The following is a 17734-nucleotide window of genomic DNA, read 5'->3' as shown; positions in this document are numbered from 1 at the left end:
GGCGGGCTTCGGATGGTCGTTGGATCAGTTCAACAGGCTGCCCTGGAGTTCGGCGCGCAGGTCCGGGGTGAGGACGTTGCCCGCGCGATCGACCAGCAGGGCCATCTCGTAGCCGACGAGGCCGATGTCGCAGTCGGGGTGGGCGAGCACGGCGAGGGAGGACCCGTCGGAGATCGACATGATGAAGAGGAAGCCTCGTTCCATTTCGACGACGGTCTGGTTGACCACGCCGCCTTCGAAGATGCGGGAGGCTCCGGAGGTGAGCGAGGTCAGGCCGGAGGCCACCGCCGCCAGTTGATCGGCTCGGTCACGGGGGAAGCCTTCGGACATCGCCAGAAGGAGTCCGTCGGCGGAGACCACCACCGTGTGGGACACCCCGGGGGTGTTGTCCACGAAGTTCGTGATCAACCAGTTCAGATTCTGCGCCGCCTGGCTCATCGGGCTCAACTAACGCTCCTGCTGGTAAGTCGGGCCAATGCCGCGATCATGGTTGTCGTCGAGTCCGGTACCGGCCCGGCGACCCTGCTGGATCCCACGGCGGAGGTTGGTCAGCCTTCCGCGTACATCATCGGGCGCGCGAGACACCTGCGGCCCAGTCCGTTCGGGCTGCTGCGGCTGCTGGTGTGCGGCGCCCTCCACGAGGTTTGCGCGCGGCACCCGCCGTGGCAACCCGGACGACGTGATACCGCCGGCCGCCGGTTCGCGGATCTGCTCGGCGCGGCGCCAGCGCTCGTCGTTGTGGGGCGACGTACGCCAGTGGGAACCCGTGCTCCGGCCGCCCCGACCGGCGCCGCCCGGGCCCGCCGAGGCGCCCGATCCGGCGAAGTCCCCCGTGCCCTGGGATGCCGGCTGCGGCTCGCGGGGCGAGGGGGGCGGCACGGCCGAGGCGGGCCGGCCGGGGGTGGGCTCGGGCGCGGAGGGCGCGGACGGGAACGACCGGCCCCCGTCCCGCGGACCCGAGGTGCCGGGGTCGACGACCTGGGGGTGATGCCAGGTCGACTCGATGGTGTCGAAGATGGGCGTACGGCCGTCGCCGGGACCGGCGGCGGGCGGCAGCGGGTCGTTCGTGCGCCGCTCGGGCTGGCCCTGGGAGTCCTGGGGCAGTCCGTACTCGCCGGTGCCGCTCATGTCCGGGCGCGGGAACTCGCCGGTGTCGCCGGGGCCGCCCACGTTCGGGCGCGGGAACTCGCCCGTGTCGCCGGGACCGCCCATGTTCGGCCGCGGGAACTCGCCCGTGTCGCCGGGGCCGCGGCCGCCGCGCGGGGCGGCGTCCTCGAACCGGGGCTGGGCGTACTCACCGGTGTCGCCCGGGCCCTGGCCGAGCTCCGGACGGGCGAACTCGCCGGTGTCGCCCGGGCCGCGGCCGTAGTCGGGGCGGTTGAACTGGCCGGTGTCGGACAGCCCCTGCCCGGCCTGCGGCCCGCTGGGCGCGCGGCGCGGCTCGAACATGCTGGGGCCGTCGGTCAGCTGCGGCAGCTCGCCGGTGTCACCGGGGCCGCGGTTGCCGAACGGATCACGCCGCTCCGACGGGCCGCCGAGCTCCGGACGGGCGAACTCGCCGGTGGACTCGTACTCCTCGTGCCCGCGCGGGGTGTCCCCCGCGTCGCGCGGAGTGCCCGGCCAGTCGTCCTCGCCGGACGCGCGGCGCGCGCCCCAGCTGGTGCCGGGCTGCGTGGGGGCCGGAAGCTCGGGCGCGGGGCCGCGGGTGGGCAGCTGCGGGCGGTCGCCCTGGTCGCCCCCGTCGGCCCGGGCCGGGGCGCCGGTCGGCGGGGCGACGGTCGGGCTCTCGCTGCGGGTCGGAAGCGGGGGACGGCCGGAAGGGGCGCCGGGAGCACCCTGACCGCCCTGGCCACCGGGGCCCGAGGGGGCGTTGGTCCGGGGGCCGGGAGGCCGACCGCCCTCGAAGAAGTTGGTGCCGCTGGACGGGGCGCCGCCCGAGGGGCCCGCACCCGCGCCGACCGGCCGGGTCGGCAGTCCGCTGCCGCCGCCGTTGCCCGGCAGCGCGGTGCGCGAACCGGAGCCCGGGACCTGGCGCCGCGAGGGCGCCGAGCCGAGCAGTCCCGCGCCGCCGCCCTGGCCGCCGCCGTTGCCGGCGCCCGTTCCGCCCTGGCCGCCGGCGGCCTGCGGGGCCGGCTTCCGGCCGCCCTGGGCGACATCGACCGGCAGCATGACCAGCGCCGTCGTACCGCCCGAGTCGGACGGCCGGAGCTGGATGCGGATGCCGTGGCGCAGCGAGAGGCGGCCGACCACGAACAGACCCATGCGCCGGGAGACCGACACATCGACGGTGGGCGGGGAGGCCAGCCGCTCGTTGATCGCCGCCAGGTCCTCGGGCGAGAGCCCGATACCGGTGTCGTGGATCTCGACCAGCACCCGCCCGTCGGGCAGCGCGTGACCGGTGACCTTGACCTTGGTCTGCGGCGAGGAGAAGGAGGTGGCGTTCTCCAGCAGCTCGGCGAGCAGGTGGACGAGGTCGTTGACGACCCGGCCGGCGACCTCGGTCGCCGGGACCGAGCTGAGCTCGATGCGCTCGTACTGCTCCACCTCGGAGGCGGCCGCGCGGAGCACGTCCACCAGCGGCACCGGACGGGTCCACCGGCGGCCGGGCTCCTCGCCCGCGAGGACCAGGAGGTTCTCGCCGTTACGGCGCATACGGGTGGCGAGGTGGTCCAGCTTGAACAGCGAGGAGAGCTGGTCCGGGTCGGCCTCGCGGCTCTCCAGCTCGGAGATGAGCGAGAGCTGGCGCTGGATGAGGCCCTGGCTGCGGCGCGAGAGGTTGGTGAACATCGCGTTGACGTTGCCCCGCAGCAGCGCCTGCTCGGCGGCGAGCCGGACCGCCTCGCGGTGCACGTCGTCGAAGGCCGCGGCCACCTTTCCGATCTCGTCCCGGCTGTGCACACCGACGGACTCGACGGAGGTGTCCACATCCTGCGGGTCGGACTCCGAGAGCTGCTTGACCAGTTCGGGCAGCCGCTTCTGGGAGACCTCCTGCGCGGTGTCCTGGAGACGGCGCAGCGAGCGGACCATGGAGCGGGCGACGACGAAGGCGCCGACCAGGGAGACGCCGAGGACCAGCAGGATCAGCGCACCGTTGAGGATCGCGTCCTGCTGGGCGGAGTCACGGAGCTCACGAGCCTTCTGCTGCATCTCGCTGAGCAGCGTTTCCTCGATCTTGCCCATCTCTTCGATCTTGATACTGTCCTGGTCGTACCAGTCAAGATCGGTCCGCTTCTCCGCCTTGAGCCCCTCGGGGTCACGCACCGCGCGGTCGGCGTACATGGTCGCCGCCTTGATGTCGGGGCGGCTGTCCAGCGGTTCGAGCAGGTCCTCGGAGTTGCCCTGGCGGATCTGCTTGAAGCGGCCGAGCGCCTCGTTCTCCTTGTCCACCGCGGTCCTGGCGAAGCGGCGGTCGTTGGCGGAGAAGTCGGCGCCCTTGGGGTCGGCGAGAGCGGCGCTGATGAGCGCGCGCTGGATGGAGGCGTACTCCTTCGCGGAGGAGAAGGTGGCGAGCGCGCGGGTGTTGTTGATCATCGCGCGGTTGCTGGTCGCCTGCGCCATGTCCTGGGAGAGCGACAGCAACGAGTTGATCAGCTCGTTGTAGTTCTGGACCGTCAGCGAGTAGTACTGGCTGTTGTCGTAGGCCGTGTCCCGGACCTCGTTGATCTTGCCGAGCTGACGGTCGATGTTGACGAGCGTGGACTGCACACCGGCCAGCGACTGGTCACCGGGGTCGATCTGGTGGGTGGCCTCGCGGAACGCCGTGATCGCGCGGTTGGTGTCCTCACGCGTGGAGACGACCCGGTCGTCCTTGTCGTTGCCCTTGCCCGCCAGCGGACCCGCCGACTTGTCGCGCTCCTCCTGGAGCGCGCTGGCCAGCTGGGTGGCCTGCTGCGTCATCTCGGTGAGCAGCTTCATCTGGTCCAGCTGCTGGATGTTGTCCAGCGAGCCCTCGATGCGCAGCGCCCCCAGCGTGGTCGCGGCGACCACCGGGAGTGCGAGCAGGGAGACCAGTCGGGTGCTGATGCGCCAGTTGCGCAGGGCCATGCGATTGCCGGGCCCGGTGGGGCCGGAGGGCTTCGCCTTGACCGGCGGCTCCGTGGCATCTCCGCCGCCACCGCCGCCGCTGGGCGCACTGACCCGGGTGGCGCTCTGCGTACCGGCCTCGGGGCCCTGATCGCTCAGCGTCCTGCCGTTGCTTCCCTGGGCGCGCTGGGGCGAGGAGCCGCGGTCGGCCGCGCCGCGCGGCTCCGGGTCCGCCGAAGCTTCCCCTCGGCCCTGGCGGGCCTGGGGAGCCCCCATACCATCCCTCTTGAAACGTCCCTGCACTAGCGTCGCAACCTCTGGACCAGGCGCCCCACCGGATTGAGCGGCGGAGCGGTGTCGAGTCGTGGGGGACCGCGATCCCCTCTGTCGGTCGTGAGTGACCGGCGCGCATCCTTTCGTGTTCGTCAAGAGGAGCCCCCCGCCGCTCGGCGCCTCTCACGTTGCGCCCCCGTGCGCGCCGGTGATTCCCGCGGCGGTCCCGGGAATTCCAGCACAGTGCCGGATGCTGCAACAAGGGCAATGGATAAGGCTGTGATGCGCGTGACGCTCAGTACGGACTTTATTACGGGACGTAGAAAGTCATGTCGGCGATAACGGACGTTCGTGAACGAATCGAATGGCGCCATCGAGTGTCCGGCTAGCGATGATCAAGAGCGGAACGTTCGGTTCAGGTATGCGATGTCCGTTTAGCGCAATTAGGCAACTGTCTTCTATGTCGCATTTGCCTGATCGTTCGTGAGCAATATCACATGCTGGCGGCGACTTTTCCTGCGAATCGATGGGCAAGGCCGCCTCTAGCCTGACGCTTTACACAGCCGGAACGAACGACAAGAGCGAGGCGTACACCCCAGTGAAGACGACGATGATGTTCCGCTCCATAGCCAACCCGCGGCGCACCACCCTGGCCCATGTCAAGGACGTCCAAGAGCTCAAGGACGCCAGGGACATCGCCGAGGAGGTCGAGAACACCGGCGCGCCCGAGGAGCAGCCGGAGCACCGCGTCGATCTGCCCAACCGGACCGCGAACCCCAAGCGCACCGTGCTGACCGAGACCCCGGGCAACTGACCCCCGGGCCCGTGGTGGGCACCACCACCGGCGGCAGGCGGGGCGGCGGCGCGCGGGACGCGGAGCGATAGCCTGGGGTGTCAGTCTCCAGCGAGTTCAGTCAGGAGCCAAGGCTTCCCGTGCGCATCGCCAGATTCTCCATCGACGGCAACGTCGCCTTCGGCGTGGTGGAGGGCGAACCGTCCGATCCGGACGGCCCCGTCATCGACATCATCAAGGGCCACCCCTTCGCCGAATTCGAGCGCTCGGGCCAGAAGGTCCCGCTGAGCAAGGTCCGGCTGCTGCCGCCCGTCCTGCCGAACAAGGTCGTCGGAATCGGGCGCAACTACGCCGAGCACGCGGCGGAGCTGGGCAACGAGGTCCCCGACGTCCCGGTCGTCTTCTTCAAGCCGTCCACCTCGGTGATCGGCCCCGGCGACCCGGTCGCGTACCCCTCCTTCTCCTCCGAGGTGCACTACGAGGCCGAGCTGGCCGTGGTCATCGGACGGATGTGCCGCGAGGTTCCGCGTGACCGCGTCCAGGACGTCATCCTCGGCTACACCTGCGGCAACGACATCACGGCCCGTGACGCCCAGCGGCGCGAGAAGCAGTGGGCGCGGGCCAAGGGCTTCGACACCTCCTGCCCGCTGGGCCCCTGGGTGGAGACCGATATCGACCTGACGCGCGCCGGCGACCTCGGCATCATGTGCACCGTCAACGGTGAGCAGCGTCAGCTCGGCCGTACGAGCGAGATGGTGCGCCCGATCGAGGACCTGATCGTGCACATCACCGAGGCGATGACGCTGCTCCCCGGCGACGTCGTGCTCACCGGCACTCCGGCGGGCGTCGGCCCGCTCTCCGTCGGCGACGAGGTCGCCGTCACCATCGAAGGCATCGGCACTCTCACCAACAAGGTGATCAAGCGTGGCTAGCGCACCCTCCTCCGCCCCCGTGCGGGTTCGTTTCTGTCCCTCGCCGACCGGCAACCCCCATGTCGGCCTGGTCCGCACGGCCCTGTTCAACTGGGCCTTCGCCCGTCACCACGGCGGCACCCTGGTGTTCCGCATCGAGGACACCGACGCCGCGCGCGACTCCGAGGAGTCCTACACCCAGCTGCTGGACGCCATGCGCTGGCTGGGCTTCGACTGGGACGAGGGCCCCGAGGTCGGCGGTCCGCACGCGCCCTACCGCCAGTCGCAGCGGATGGACCTCTACCGCGAGGTCGCGGAGAAGCTGCTGGAGGCGGGCCACGCGTACCGCTGCTACTGCACGGCCGAGGAGCTGGAGGAGCGCCGCGAGGCGGCCCGCAAGGCCGGCCGGCCCTCCGGCTACGACGGGAAGTGCCGCACCCTGACCGCCGAGCAGATCGCGGCGTACGAGGCCGAGGGGCGCGCCTCGATCGTGCGCTTCCGGATGCCGGACGAGCCGATCACCTTCACCGACCTGGTCCGCGGTGAGCTGACCTTCGCCCCCGAGAACGTCACGGACTACGGGATCGTGCGGGCCAACGGCACGCCCCTCTACACGCTCGTCAACCCCGTCGACGACGCTGTGATGGAGATCACGCACGTCCTGCGCGGCGAGGACCTGCTCTCCTCCACCCCGCGGCAGGTCGCGCTCTACCGCGCGCTCGCCGAGATCGGTGTGGGCGGCGGCACGGTGCCCGCCTTCGGGCACCTCCCGTACGTCATGGGCGAGGGCAACAAGAAGCTCTCCAAGCGCGATCCGCAGGCCTCGCTGAACCTCTACCGGGAGCGCGGCTTCCTCCCCGAGGGGCTGCTCAACTACCTCTCCCTGCTGGGCTGGTCGCTCTCCGCCGACCGGGACGTCTTCTCGCTGGAGGAGATGGTCGAGGCGTTCGACATCGCGGCGGTGAACGCCAACCCGGCGCGCTTCGACCTCAAGAAGGCCGAGGCGATCAACGCGGACCACATCCGGCTGCTGGATGTGAAGGCGTTCATCGGCGCCTGCGAGCCCTGGCTGGAGGCCCCGCACGCGCCGTGGGCCCCGGACGCCTTCGACGCGGCCGCCTTCGAGGCGCTGGCCCCGCTGGCCCAGACCCGGCTGACGGTCCTGTCCGACATCACCGCGAACGTGGACTTCCTCTTCCTCGACGAGCCGGTGGCCGACGAGGCGTCCTGGACCAAGGCGATGAAGCCGGGCGCGGACGCGCTCCTGGCCTCGGTCCGCACCCGGCTCGCCGAGGCGGACTGGGACGCCGAGACCCTGAAGGCCGCGGTCCTCGCGGCCGGTGAGGAGCACGGCCTGAAGCTGGGCAAGGCCCAGGCGCCGCTGCGCGTCGCGGTCACCGGGCGCACGGTCGGGCTGCCGCTGTTCGAGTCCCTGGAGGTCCTGGGCCGCGAGCGCACGCTGGCCCGGGTCGACGCGGCGCTGGCGAAGCTGGCCGGATAGGCGCGTGAGGCGCCGCCCGCGCCCGTGAGGCGGATAGGCGCGTGAGGCGCTGCCCGCGCCCGTGAGGCGGCGCCACTCGCGGTGATACTCGTTTTGGTGGCCCGTCCACCATCGGGTAATGTTCTTCCTGCGCCGGACGGGCCGCCGAGAGGTCGGACCGGAGGCGCAAACCAAACAAAACCCCTTACGGGGGTGGCGTTTTGGTGGGGTATGGTGTAATTGGCAGCACGAGTGATTCTGGTTCACTTAGTCTAGGTTCGAGTCCTGGTACCCCAGCAAGAGATCTCCCGGATGTCTGGTGGATCTCTTGCTCAAAGCAGGACCAAGCCCCCGTTGTGTAGCGGCCTAGCACGCTGCCCTCTCAAGGCAGTAGCGCCGGTTCGAATCCGGTCGGGGGTACGGATCTCTTCGTAAGACGGAGATCGCTAGAGCCCCCGTTGTGTAGCGGCCTAGCACGCCGCCCTCTCAAGGCGGTAGCGCCGGTTCGAATCCGGTCGGGGGTACTGGTCTATACCATGGGCTATGGTGTAATTGGCAGCACGAGTGATTCTGGTTCATTTAGTCTAGGTTCGAGTCCTGGTAGCCCAGCGCAGCACCTGTGCTGATTCAGGCCCCCGTTGTGTAGCGGCCTAGCACGCCGCCCTCTCAAGGCGGTAGCGCCGGTTCGAATCCGGTCGGGGGTACCAGCGAAATGCCCTCCGCGACGGCGGAGGGCTTTTTCGTGTCCGCTCGTGCCTTTGGGCTCGTGCCCTTGGCTCCTGGTCACTCCTTGAAGCGACGGCTGGATTCCTCGGTTTGGGCGAGCCGCCGCAGGCTGAGCAGCACCGGTTCGTAGAGCACCGTCAGCGCCACCACCGCCTCGACCCGCTCGGGCGGGGTGTCGTAGGTCTCCACCAGGTCCAGGTCGGCGACGGCCAGTTCGCCCGCCAGCCGGGCGTGCACCAGCAGATGTTCGGTGTCATGGGGGTAGTCCAGGCGGTCCAGGGAGGCGATGGCCGCCACCAGCATCCGGTAGGCGGGGGAGGTGTCGCCCAGCTCCTGGCCGTAGGACCAGCCCATCCGCCCCAGTACGGCGTCCACCTGCTCGCGGGCGCGCGCGGCGTGCGGATCGTCCTCGTCGGACCCGGGGCCCTGCGGCAGCGCCCAGACCGCGGCTCCCATCCGGGCGTTCTGGCTGAGCGACTCGTCCTCGGCGGCCGCCAGCGCCTCGCGCGCCGTGGCCACCGGCATCCGGCCGACCTGGATCAGCGAGCGCACCAGCCGCAGTCTGCGCAGATGCTCCTCGCCGTACTCGGCCTGGGTGGCGGTGATCCGCTCTCCCGGCGGCAGCAGCCGCTCGCGCAGGTAGTACTTGATCGTCGCGGTGGGCACTCCGCTGCGCTCGCTGAGCTCCGCCAGTCGCATCCCTGTTTGCGCCCTCCCTTGGAGAGTGGCACTATCTAAGAGTTGGATAGCGCCACTATCCAAGTCTATCCCGGACGTGGAGAACGAGGGGATCACCATGGGTGCCGAGCTGCTCGCCGGCCGTATGACCGCCGAGGCCGAGGGGGAGGTCACCGTCTTCCTGATCGGCATGCGCATCAACCGCTTCCGCGCGCTGCGGAGCTGGCTGCCGGTCTTCCGGGCGATGCCGCGGATGCTCCGCGAGCTGTCGCGGGACGGGGAGAGCGGGATGCTGGGCTATCAGGTGCTGTTCGGCCCGCCGCGGGTGTTCTACGTGGTCCAGTACTGGGACTCGCACGAGCGGCTGCTGGAGTACTCGGTGGCCCAGGACAAGGAGCACCGTCCCGCCTGGGCGGCGTTCAACCGCCGGCTGCGGGAGGGTAGGGGCAAAGTCGGCTTCTGGCACGAGACCTATGTCGTACCGGCCGGGTCGCACGAGGCGGTCCACATCAACATGCCGGCGTTCGGCCTGGGCAAGGCCACCGGAGTCGTCCCGGTCGGCCGCCGCGGAGACCGTGCGGCCGACCGGCTGTCGCTGAAGAGGGCCTGAGGGGTGCTGATCAATTTCCCCGGCGGAGGGCGTCCGTCAGGCGTGCCGCCGCGTCGATGACCGCCTGGGCGTGCATGCGGCCCGGGTGGCGGGTCAGCCGCTCGATCGGTCCGGAGACCGAGACGGCAGCGACCACGCGGTTGGACGGGCCGCGGACGGGCGCGGAGACGGACGCCACGCCGGGCTCGCGCTCGCCGATCGACTGGGCCCAGCCCCGCCGCCGTACGCCGGACAGGGCCGTGGCGGTGAAGCGGGCCCCCTGGAGTCCGCGGTGCAGCCGCTCGGGCTCCTCCCAGGCCATCAGCACCTGGGCGGCCGAGCCGGCCTTCATGGGGAGCGTGGAGCCGACCGGCACGGTGTCCCGCAGTCCGGACAGCCGCTCGGCCGCGGCGACACAGATGCGCATGTCTCCCTGGCGGCGGTAGAGCTGTGCGCTCTCGCCGGTCACGTCCCGGAGATGGGTGAGCACGGGCCCGGCCGTGGCGAGCAGCCGGTCCTCGCCCGCGGCGGCCGCCAGCTCGGCCAGGCGCGGGCCCAGAATGAAGCGTCCCTGCATGTCACGTGCCACCATCCGGTGGTGCTCGAGTGCCACCGCCAGCCGGTGCGCCGTGGGGCGGGCGAGGCCGGTCGCCCCGACCAGCCCGGCGAGGGTGGCCGGACCGGACTCCAGGGCGCCCAGAACCAGAGCAGCCTTGTCGAGAACGCCGACACCGCTAGTGTTGTCCATGGGACGATACTCACGTCTCACACTGTGAAACGCAAGTTCAATTTCCGGGGATACCCGCCACCCTGTAAATGGCGGGCCCGCGGACCAGGGCACGCACTCGACTCGAGTTTGGGCCGGCACTGGCGCCGGCCGGAGGGAAACCGATGGGACGGACACTCGCGGAGAAGGTCTGGGACGACCATGTCGTCCGGCGCGCCGAAGGCGAGCCTGACCTGCTCTTCATCGATTTGCATCTGCTGCACGAGGTGACCAGCCCGCAGGCGTTCGACGGCCTGCGCAAGGCCGGCCGCACGGTCCGTCGTACCGATCTCACCCTCGCTACCGAGGACCACAACACCCCCACCCTCGACATCGACAAGCCGATCGCGGACCCCGTCTCGCGCGCCCAGTTGGAGACGCTGCGCAAGAACTGCGCGGAGTTCGGTGTCCGGCTGCACCCGCTCGGCGATGTCGAGCAGGGCGTCGTCCACGTGGTGGGACCGCAGCTGGGGCTGACCCAGCCGGGCACGACCGTGGTCTGCGGTGACAGCCACACCTCGACCCACGGCGCCTTCGGCGCGCTCGCGTTCGGCATCGGCACCAGCCAGGTCGAGCATGTGCTGGCCACCCAGACGCTGCCGCTGGCGCCGTTCAAGACCATGGCGATCACCGTCGAGGGCGAGCTGCCCGAGAGCGTCACCGCCAAGGACCTGATCCTGGCGATCATCGCGAAGATCGGCACCGGCGGCGGCCAGGGTTATGTGATCGAGTACCGCGGCCCGGCCATCGAGAAGCTCTCGATGGAGGCCCGGATGACCGTGTGCAACATGTCCATCGAGGCGGGCGCCCGCGCGGGCATGATCGCCCCGGACGAGACCACCTTCGCCTATCTGGAGGGCCGCCCGCACGCCCCCCAGGGCGCCGACTGGGATGCCGCCGTCGCGTACTGGCGCACCCTGCGCGGCGACGACGACGCGGTCTTCGACCGTGAGGTCGTCATCGACGCCTCCACGCTCGCCCCGTTCGTCACCTGGGGCACCAACCCCGGCCAGGGCGCGCCGCTGTCGGAGTCGGTCCCGGACCCGGCCTCCTTCGAGGACGCCAGCGAGAGCTACGCCGCCGAGAAGGCCCTGGAGTACATGGGTCTGACGGCCGGTCAGCCGCTGCGCGACATCAAGGTGGACACGGTCTTCGTCGGCTCCTGCACCAACGGGCGGATCGAGGACCTGCGCTCCGCCGCCTCGGTGCTGTCCGGCCGTGCGGTGGCCGACGGCGTACGGATGTTGGTGGTCCCCGGCTCGGTGCGGGTCGCCCTCCAGGCCGTCGAGGAGGGGCTGGACAAGGTGTTCACCGCCGCGGGGGCCGAATGGCGGCACGCGGGTTGCTCGATGTGCCTGGGCATGAACCCCGACCAGCTCGCCCCCGGTGAGCGGTCGGCGTCCACGTCCAACCGCAACTTCGAGGGCCGGCAGGGCAAGGGCGGCCGGACCCACCTGGTCTCGCCGCAGGTCGCCGCCGCCACCGCGGTACTGGGCCATCTGGCCTCGCCCGCCGACCTGTCCGACGCCGCCGTATCGACTCCCGTGGGGGCCTGAGCAGTCATGGAAGCATTCACCACGCACACCGGCCGGGCCGTCCCGCTGCGCCGCAGCAATGTGGACACGGACCAGATCATCCCGGCGCACTGGCTCAAGAAGGTCACCCGCGACGGCTTCGAGGACGGCCTCTTCGAGGCGTGGCGCAAGGACCCGGAGTTCGTGCTCAACAAGGCCGAGTACAAGGGCGGAACGGTTCTGGTGGCCGGTCCCGACTTCGGCACCGGCTCCTCGCGCGAGCACGCGGTGTGGGCGCTCCAGAACTACGGCTTCAAGGCCGTCATCTCCCCCCGCTTCGCCGACATCTTCCGGGGCAACTCCCTCAAGAACGGGCTGCTGACCGTCGTCCTGCCGCAGGAGACCGTGGACCGGCTGTGGAAGCTGGTCGAGGCGGACCCCGCCGCGGAGGTCACCGTGGACCTCGTCGAGCGCCAGGTCCGGGCCGAGGGCATCACGGCTGATTTTGAGCTTGACGAGAATGCCCGGTGGCGACTCCTGGAGGGGCTGGACGACATCAGCCTCACCCTCAGGGAGGAGGACTCGATCGCCTCGTACGAGGCGCGTCGCCCCTCCTTCAAGCCCAGCACGGTGGAGGTCTGACCCCCCGGTTCTCCCTGTACAGAGCGGGTTTGGCAAGATGCGCCGCCGGTCCTCGGATCGGCGGCGCATCGGCATGTTGAGGCCCCATGAAGCGACAACTCGCCTCAGATGGCACAATCAGTGCATGGAACGCGACGGCCAACTCGAGCTCTACGGCATCGTCGCCGACCGGCTCAAGGAAGCGCACGCAAAGGTGCGCGCACTGCAAGTCCCGGAGGGCGTACGGATGGCGCTGTCCCGGAAGCTGCTGGTCATGACCTCAGCGGCGAAACACGATCTCGCAGATGCGGCAACGCGTCTGGAGCGGTTCATGAACGACCTCGACGAGGGGCGTTTCCCCGAAGATCCCGACACCGACGGAAGTCCGTGACGATCGAGTGCGTTGCGGCACAAGGGTGATTAGCCCGTTTCGTGTTTGATTTGCGGTATATATCTGCCTAACGTGCGAAAAGGCTTGAACACATTGATTCCGGCCATGTCTCCGAAGGGGAAGACGTGAACAAGGCGCAGCTCGTAGAAGCGATTGCCGACAAGGTCGGCGGCCGTCAGCAGGCCGCCGAAGCCGTAGACGCCGTCCTGGACGCCATCGTCCGGGCGGTCGTCTCCGGGGAGCGAGTTTCGGTCACTGGATTTGGTTCGTTCGAGAAGGTGGAGCGGCCCGCCCGGTACGCCCGTAACCCCCAGACCGGGGAGCGCGTGCGGGTCAAGAAGACCTCGGTGCCCCGCTTCCGTCCCGGTCAGGGTTTCAAGGATCTGGTGAGCGGCTCCAAGAAGCTCCCGCGCGGCGGCGAGGTCGCCGTGAAGAAGGCGCCCAAGGGCAGCCTCCAGGCGGCGGCGAAGAAGGCCGCGGCCAAGAAGGCGACCGCCAAGAAGGCTCCCGCGAAGAAGGCTCCCGCCAAGAAGGCCGCGGCCAAGAAGGCCCCCGCCAAGACCACGGCCAAGAAGGCCCCCGCGAAGAAGACGACGGCCAAGAAGGCTCCCGCCAAGGCCACGGCCAAGAAGGCTCCGGCGCGCAAGACGAGCGCCCGTAAGACCACCGCGAAGAAGACCACCGCCAGGAAGCGCTAGCCGGCGGCGCTCAGGCGCCCCACCGCATCCGCGCCGGGCCGGGCTCCCCGAGGGAGCCCGGCCCGCGGTGCTGTCGGCGCCCGGTGTCCCTGGGGTTCGTGCTCGGAACCTCCGTGGCGCCCGGATCCGTCCGCCGGGCCCGGAGCCTTACGGCGCTCGGAACGTCCGGAGGGCTCAGAACGTCTGGACGGCGCTCAGAACGTCTGGAGCGTGACGAAGACGATCCGGCGCTGCTCGCCCTCGCCCTCGACCTCGATCCGCACCCGCTGCCCCGGGCGCAGCATCCGCAGCCCCCCGGCGTCGAAGGCCGCGGTGTCGAACGGCAGCGGGGTGCCGTCGTCCAGCAGCACGCTGCCGGCGCGGGTCTCGGGGTCGTACGTATAGGCGGTTCCCTGCATGTCCGCCAGCCTAGCCCTGGTGTGGGCGCCCACGCCCAGGGCCACCGCCGCGCGCAGATCCCCGGCCGTGTCCACGTCGCGCCGCACCGAGTCCACTCCCGCCAGCTCGATCTCCCGCGCCCCCGACGCCCGGTGCCGGTCCCGCGACGGGCCCCCGAAGGCGGGCGCCAGCTCGGCGCCCGGCGCCGCGGAGAGCAGCGTGGTGCCCACCCCCGCGGCGTCCGCCAGGAAGGCGCGTGAGAAGCCGGCGGCGGCCTCGAGCACCAGGTCGAGCTCCGCCGTCCGCAGCGCCGGGAGATCGGCGTTCAGCGCCGCCACGGCGGCCTCCGGGCGCTCCCCGCGGACCGCGTCGGCGCCGTGCGCCAGCGCCGCGTTCAGCCCGAGCCCCGGGGAGTCGGGCAGGATCCGGGCGCCGAGGGCCGACAGCTCACGTCCGGCGAGCGGGTCGTCGGTGACGACGGTCACCTCCCGAACCCACCGGCTCGCCAGCGCCGCGCCCACCGTGTCCTGGGCGAACGCGAGGGCGAGCGAGGCCCGTGGGCCGTCCCCCGCGGCGTCGGAGAGCCTGGTCTTGGCCCGTGCCAAGGGCTTCAGCGGCACCACGAGGGTCCAGGTCACAGGGGCTCCGTTTCTTCCCACGGGCCTCATTCTGACCTGCTGCCCGGCTCGCCGAAGACGTGCGGGGTTACGGTGTCCTCGACAGACGGGGTGCCTGGAGCGACACTTGTGCGGCTACGGGAGACGACAGCAAGCCAGCAGGTCAGCAGGGTCCAAGAGAGGATGTTCCGAGTGTCCGGCCGCAGAATCGGCTTCTGGTACCGCATGGCAGCGGTCTTGTGCAAACCGCCGCTGGTGGTTCTGTTCAAGCGGGACTGGCACGGAATGGAGCACATTCCCGCCGACGGTGGATTTATCACCGCGATCAATCACAACTCGTATCTCGACCCGCTCTCCTACGCGCACTTCCAGTACAACACCGGAAGGGTGCCGCGCTTCCTCGCCAAGGCCGCCCTCTTCAGAGGCGGCTTCGTGGGCACCATGCTCCGCGGCACCGGCCAGATCCCCGTCTACCGCGAGTCCACCGACGCCGCCAACGCCTTCCGGTCCGCCGTGGACGCCATCAACAAGGGGGAGTGCGTGGCCTTCTACCCCGAGGGCACCCTCACCCGCGACCCCGACATGTGGCCCATGCGCGGAAAGACCGGCGCGGCGCGGGTCGCGCTGCTCACCAAGGCCCCGGTCATCCCCGTCGCCCAGTGGGGCGCCAACGAGGCCGTGCCGCCGTACGCCAAGGAGAAGCGGGTCCGCCTCTTCCCCCGCAAGACGCTCAAGGTGCACGCCGGCCCGCCGGTGGACCTGTCCGAGTTCTACGGCCAGGAGCCCACCGCCGAGGTCCTCAGGGCGGCCACCGACACCATCATGGACGCCATCACCGAGCTCCTCTCCGAGGTGCGCGGCGAACCGGCGCCCGTTCAGAGGTACGACCGGCCCACCCGGTCCAGCACCGACGGCCCGCCGCTCCCGCTGGCCGATGAGGAGAGCAAGTGACGCGCTGCGCCGTCTTCGGCACCGGCTCCTGGGGCACCGCCTTCGCGATGGTGCTCGCCGACGCGGAGTGCGAGGTGACGCTGTGGGGGCGCCGGCCCGGTGTCGTCGAGGCCATCAACACCGGCCGCGGCAATCCCGACTACTTCCCCGGGGTGCGGCTCCCCGACGGCGTGCGGGCCACCACCGACCCGGCCGAGGCCGCGGACGGCGCGGAGTTCACCGTCTTCTCCGTGCCCTCCCAGACGCTGCGCGGCAACCTCTCCGACTGGGCCCCGCTGCTGGCCGCCGACACCGTGCTGGTCTCCCTGATGAAGGGGGTCGAACTCGGCACGGCCAAGCGCATGAGCGAGGTCGTCCAGGAGGTCGCCAAGGCGCCCGCGGAGCGCGTCGCGGTGCTCACCGGGCCCAACCTCGCCAAGGAGATCGCCGCCCGGCAGCCCGCAGCCTCCGTGGTGGCCTGTCCCGACGAGAGCGTGGCCCGCCGCCTCCAGACCGCCTGCCACACCGCGTACTTCCGCCCGTACACCAACACCGACGTGGTCGGCTGCGAGCTGGGCGGCGCGGTGAAGAACGTCATCGCGCTGGCCGTGGGCATCGCCGACGGCATGGGCCTCGGCGACAACACCAAGGCGTCGCTGATCACCCGCGGCCTCGCCGAAACGACCCGGCTGGGCCTGGCGATGGGCGCCGACGCGCACACCTTCGCGGGCCTGGCGGGCATGGGCGACCTCGTCGCCACCTGCTCCTCGCCGCTCTCCCGCAACCACACCTTCGGCACCAACCTGGGGCGCGGGATGACACTGGAGGAGACCATCGCGGTCACCAAGCAGACCGCGGAGGGCGTCAAGTCGTGCGAGTCGGTGCTGGATCTCGCCCGCCGCCACGATGTCGACATGCCCATCACCGAGACCGTCGTCGAGATCGTGCACGACGGCAAACAGCCCCTTGTCGCACTCAAAGAGCTGATGTCCCGCAGCGCCAAGGCCGAGCGGCACTGACGCCACGCGGACCGCAAGGTAATCTCAACGCGATATGAGCAGCCAGACCCCTTCCCCAGGCCCTGTCCCGGCTCCCTCCGGAGGCGAGCGGCGCAAGCCGCGCGTGGCCGTCGTCTTCGGCGGCCGCAGCTCCGAGCACGCCATCTCGGTGGTCACCGCGGGCGCCGTGCTGCGCGCCATCGACCGTGAGAAGTACGACGTGCTGCCGATCGGCATCACCACGGACGGCCGTTGGGCGCTGACCGCCGACGAGCCCGAGCGGATGGCCATCGCCAACCGCGAGCTGCCCAGCGTCGAACGGCTCGCCGAGTCCAGCGAGGGCTCGGTCGTCCTCCCGGTCGACCCGGGGAACCGCGAGGTCGTCTACAGCGAGCCGGGGGCGGTGCCCAAGGCGCTGGGCGACGTCGACGTCGTCTTCCCCATGCTGCACGGCCCGTACGGCGAGGACGGCACCCTCCAGGGGCTGCTGGAGCTCTCCGGGGTGCCGTACGTGGGCGCCGGAGTGCTCGCCTCCGCCGTGGGCATGGACAAGGAGTACATGAAGCGGGTGTTCGTCTCCTTCGGGCTGCCCGTCGGCCCGTACGAGGTGATCCGCCCCCGGGCCTGGGAGCAGGAACCTTCCGCCGCCCGACAGAGGATCGTGGAGTTCGCCGAGGAGCACGGCTGGCCGCTCTTCGTGAAGCCCGCGCGCGCCGGCTCGTCCTTCGGCATCAGCAAGGTCGAGGGCCCGGCGGACCTGGACGCGGCCATCGAGGAGGCCAGGCGCCACGACCCGAAGGTCATCGTGGAGGCGCTGCTGCGCGGTCGCGAGATCGAGTGCGGGGTGCTGGAGTACGAGGACGGGCCGCGCGCCAGCGTGCCCGCCGAGATCCCGCCGGTCTCCTCCCACGCCTTCTACGACTTCGAGGCGAAGTACATCGACGCGGCGGACGGCATCGTGCCCGCGCCGCTGACCGAGGAGCAGACCCGGCGGGTCCAGGAGCTCGCGGTGGCCGCCTTCGAGGCGGCGTCCTGCGAGGGGCTGGTGCGGGCCGACTTCTTCCTGCTGGACAGCGGCGAGTTCGTGATCAACGAGATCAACACCATGCCCGGTTTCACCCCGATCTCGATGTACCCGCGCATGTGGCAGGAGAGCGGCGTGAGCTACCCCGAGCTGGTGGACCGGCTGCTGGAGGCCGCGCTGCGCCGCTCGACGGGGCTGCGCTAGGGGGTTTCCGGCGGATCTTGGCGCCTGCGGCGGGCTGCTCCCCTCCCCGCCCCTTCCCGACACCTGACGATATGCGGCTCCGCCGCGTGGGGGGCTCCGCCCCAGACCCCGGGGTCCAGG

Annotated in this window: 15 protein-coding genes, 5 tRNA genes and 1 pseudogene; 16 read left to right on the top strand and 5 right to left on the bottom strand. The window is 70.7% G+C overall.

Annotated features, from left to right (window positions below):
* Positions 1–24 precede the first annotated feature (24 nt).
* Together KHP12_RS18115 and KHP12_RS18110 are read right to left on the bottom strand one after the other, a co-directional pair.
* Positions 25–438 (bottom strand): roadblock/LC7 domain-containing protein, encoded by a 414-nt coding sequence (locus tag KHP12_RS18115; protein WP_167442334.1) that lies wholly within the window; start codon positions 436–438, stop codon positions 25–27.
* 9 nt (positions 439–447) lie between these two features.
* Complete coding sequence (locus tag KHP12_RS18110; protein WP_210609943.1) at positions 448–4299, bottom strand: sensor histidine kinase; 3852 nt, start codon at positions 4297–4299, stop codon at positions 448–450.
* 595 nt (positions 4300–4894) lie between these two features.
* On the opposite strand from KHP12_RS18110, the gene KHP12_RS18105 reads away from it, so the two are divergent.
* The 8 genes from KHP12_RS18105 to KHP12_RS18070 all read left to right on the top strand — a co-directional run bounded on the left by KHP12_RS18105 (position 4895) and on the right by KHP12_RS18070 (position 8187).
* On the top strand, positions 4895–5110 hold the full coding sequence (locus tag KHP12_RS18105) for a hypothetical protein (protein ID WP_086881466.1): 216 nt from the start codon (positions 4895–4897) through the stop codon (positions 5108–5110).
* Between the two features lie 119 nt (positions 5111–5229).
* Positions 5230–6021, top strand: a complete 792-nt coding sequence (locus tag KHP12_RS18100; RefSeq protein ID WP_037948532.1) for a fumarylacetoacetate hydrolase family protein — start codon at positions 5230–5232, stop codon at positions 6019–6021.
* On the top strand, positions 6014–7501 hold the full coding sequence (gene gltX / locus KHP12_RS18095) for a glutamate--tRNA ligase (protein WP_086881465.1): 1488 nt from the start codon (positions 6014–6016) through the stop codon (positions 7499–7501). Before KHP12_RS18100 ends, gltX begins: the two co-directional genes overlap by 8 nt.
* Positions 7502–7705: 204 nt before the next feature.
* Positions 7706–7777 (top strand) — tRNA-Gln (locus tag KHP12_RS18090).
* Positions 7778–7827: 50 nt separating this feature from the next.
* Positions 7828–7900: transfer RNA gene (locus KHP12_RS18085), tRNA-Glu, on the top strand.
* A gap of 31 nt (positions 7901–7931) precedes the next feature.
* Positions 7932–8004 (top strand) — tRNA-Glu (locus tag KHP12_RS18080).
* A gap of 13 nt (positions 8005–8017) precedes the next feature.
* Positions 8018–8089: transfer RNA gene (locus KHP12_RS18075), tRNA-Gln, on the top strand.
* Positions 8090–8111: 22 nt separating this feature from the next.
* Positions 8112–8187: transfer RNA gene (locus KHP12_RS18070), tRNA-Glu, on the top strand.
* A gap of 76 nt (positions 8188–8263) precedes the next feature.
* Here the strand turns inward: KHP12_RS18070 and KHP12_RS18065 are convergent.
* The gene (locus tag KHP12_RS18065) at positions 8264–8905 is read right to left on the bottom strand and encodes a MerR family transcriptional regulator (RefSeq protein ID WP_211833172.1); all 642 of its coding nucleotides are present in this window, start codon (positions 8903–8905) and stop codon (positions 8264–8266) included.
* Between the two features lie 97 nt (positions 8906–9002).
* Here KHP12_RS18065 and KHP12_RS18060 point away from each other — a divergent pair, with 97 nt between their 5' ends.
* Positions 9003–9494: a DUF4188 domain-containing protein gene (locus KHP12_RS18060; RefSeq protein ID WP_208652971.1), complete on the top strand. Its 492-nt coding sequence runs from the start codon at positions 9003–9005 to the stop codon at positions 9492–9494.
* Between the two features lie 10 nt (positions 9495–9504).
* On the opposite strand, the gene ndgR is transcribed toward KHP12_RS18060, so the two are convergent.
* Complete coding sequence (ndgR, locus tag KHP12_RS18055) at positions 9505–10221, bottom strand: IclR family transcriptional regulator NdgR (protein WP_086881463.1); 717 nt, start codon at positions 10219–10221, stop codon at positions 9505–9507.
* 143 nt (positions 10222–10364) lie between these two features.
* Here ndgR and leuC point away from each other — a divergent pair, with 143 nt between their 5' ends.
* The 4 genes from leuC (at position 10365) to KHP12_RS18035 (ending at position 13463) form a co-directional block, all read left to right on the top strand.
* Positions 10365–11795, top strand: a complete 1431-nt coding sequence (leuC, locus tag KHP12_RS18050; RefSeq protein WP_086881462.1) for a 3-isopropylmalate dehydratase large subunit — start codon at positions 10365–10367, stop codon at positions 11793–11795.
* A 6-nt stretch (positions 11796–11801) separates the two neighbouring features.
* Complete coding sequence (gene leuD / locus KHP12_RS18045) at positions 11802–12395, top strand: 3-isopropylmalate dehydratase small subunit (RefSeq protein ID WP_037948541.1); 594 nt, start codon at positions 11802–11804, stop codon at positions 12393–12395.
* 124 nt (positions 12396–12519) lie between these two features.
* The gene (locus tag KHP12_RS18040) at positions 12520–12765 is read left to right on the top strand and encodes an SCO5555 family protein (RefSeq protein WP_037948543.1); all 246 of its coding nucleotides are present in this window, start codon (positions 12520–12522) and stop codon (positions 12763–12765) included.
* Between the two features lie 125 nt (positions 12766–12890).
* Positions 12891–13463: an HU family DNA-binding protein gene (locus tag KHP12_RS18035; protein ID WP_086881461.1), complete on the top strand. Its 573-nt coding sequence runs from the start codon at positions 12891–12893 to the stop codon at positions 13461–13463.
* A gap of 401 nt (positions 13464–13864) precedes the next feature.
* Here the strand turns inward: KHP12_RS18035 and cofC are convergent.
* A pseudogene (cofC, locus tag KHP12_RS18030) lies at positions 13865–14479 on the bottom strand (2-phospho-L-lactate guanylyltransferase); the annotation flags it as partial.
* A gap of 171 nt (positions 14480–14650) precedes the next feature.
* Between cofC and KHP12_RS18025 the strand changes: the two are divergent.
* Genes KHP12_RS18025 through KHP12_RS18015 form a run of 3 tightly spaced genes read left to right on the top strand, consistent with a single transcriptional unit; the run spans position 14651 to position 17614 of the window.
* A complete protein-coding gene (locus KHP12_RS18025; RefSeq protein ID WP_037948545.1) occupies positions 14651–15409 on the top strand; it encodes a lysophospholipid acyltransferase family protein in 759 nt (252 codons plus the stop codon).
* Positions 15406–16407: an NAD(P)H-dependent glycerol-3-phosphate dehydrogenase gene (locus KHP12_RS18020; RefSeq protein ID WP_211833170.1), complete on the top strand. Its 1002-nt coding sequence runs from the start codon at positions 15406–15408 to the stop codon at positions 16405–16407. The genes KHP12_RS18025 and KHP12_RS18020 overlap by 4 nt, the downstream gene beginning before the upstream one ends.
* A gap of 34 nt (positions 16408–16441) precedes the next feature.
* Entirely contained in the window at positions 16442–17614 is a 1173-nt protein-coding gene (locus KHP12_RS18015) for a D-alanine--D-alanine ligase family protein (RefSeq protein WP_037948549.1), read from the top strand.
* Positions 17615–17734: the final 120 nt, after the last annotated feature.

The organism is Streptomyces asiaticus (genome assembly GCF_018138715.1).
In the GTDB taxonomy this organism is placed as follows: domain Bacteria; phylum Actinomycetota; class Actinomycetes; order Streptomycetales; family Streptomycetaceae; genus Streptomyces; species Streptomyces asiaticus.
Note: the sequence above shows the minus strand (reverse complement) of the source record. Positions and strands in the feature narration are given on the sequence as shown.

Excerpts from the sequence above, each read along its gene's own strand:
- KHP12_RS18115 (WP_167442334.1), bottom strand. The coding sequence starts at position 438 with ATGAGCCAGGCGGCGCAGAATCTGAACTGGTTGATCACGAACTTCGTG.
- KHP12_RS18110 (WP_210609943.1), bottom strand. The coding sequence starts at position 4,299 with ATGGGGGCTCCCCAGGCCCGCCAGGGCCGAGGGGAAGCTTCGGCGGAC.
- KHP12_RS18065 (WP_211833172.1), bottom strand. The coding sequence starts at position 8,905 with ATGCGACTGGCGGAGCTCAGCGAGCGCAGCGGAGTGCCCACCGCGACG.
- KHP12_RS18060 (WP_208652971.1), top strand. The coding sequence starts at position 9,003 with ATGGGTGCCGAGCTGCTCGCCGGCCGTATGACCGCCGAGGCCGAGGGG.
- ndgR (WP_086881463.1), bottom strand. The coding sequence starts at position 10,221 with ATGGACAACACTAGCGGTGTCGGCGTTCTCGACAAGGCTGCTCTGGTT.
- leuC (WP_086881462.1), top strand. The coding sequence starts at position 10,365 with ATGGGACGGACACTCGCGGAGAAGGTCTGGGACGACCATGTCGTCCGG.
- leuD (WP_037948541.1), top strand. The coding sequence starts at position 11,802 with ATGGAAGCATTCACCACGCACACCGGCCGGGCCGTCCCGCTGCGCCGC.
- KHP12_RS18040 (WP_037948543.1), top strand. The coding sequence starts at position 12,520 with ATGGAACGCGACGGCCAACTCGAGCTCTACGGCATCGTCGCCGACCGG.
- KHP12_RS18015 (WP_037948549.1), top strand. The coding sequence starts at position 16,442 with ATGAGCAGCCAGACCCCTTCCCCAGGCCCTGTCCCGGCTCCCTCCGGA.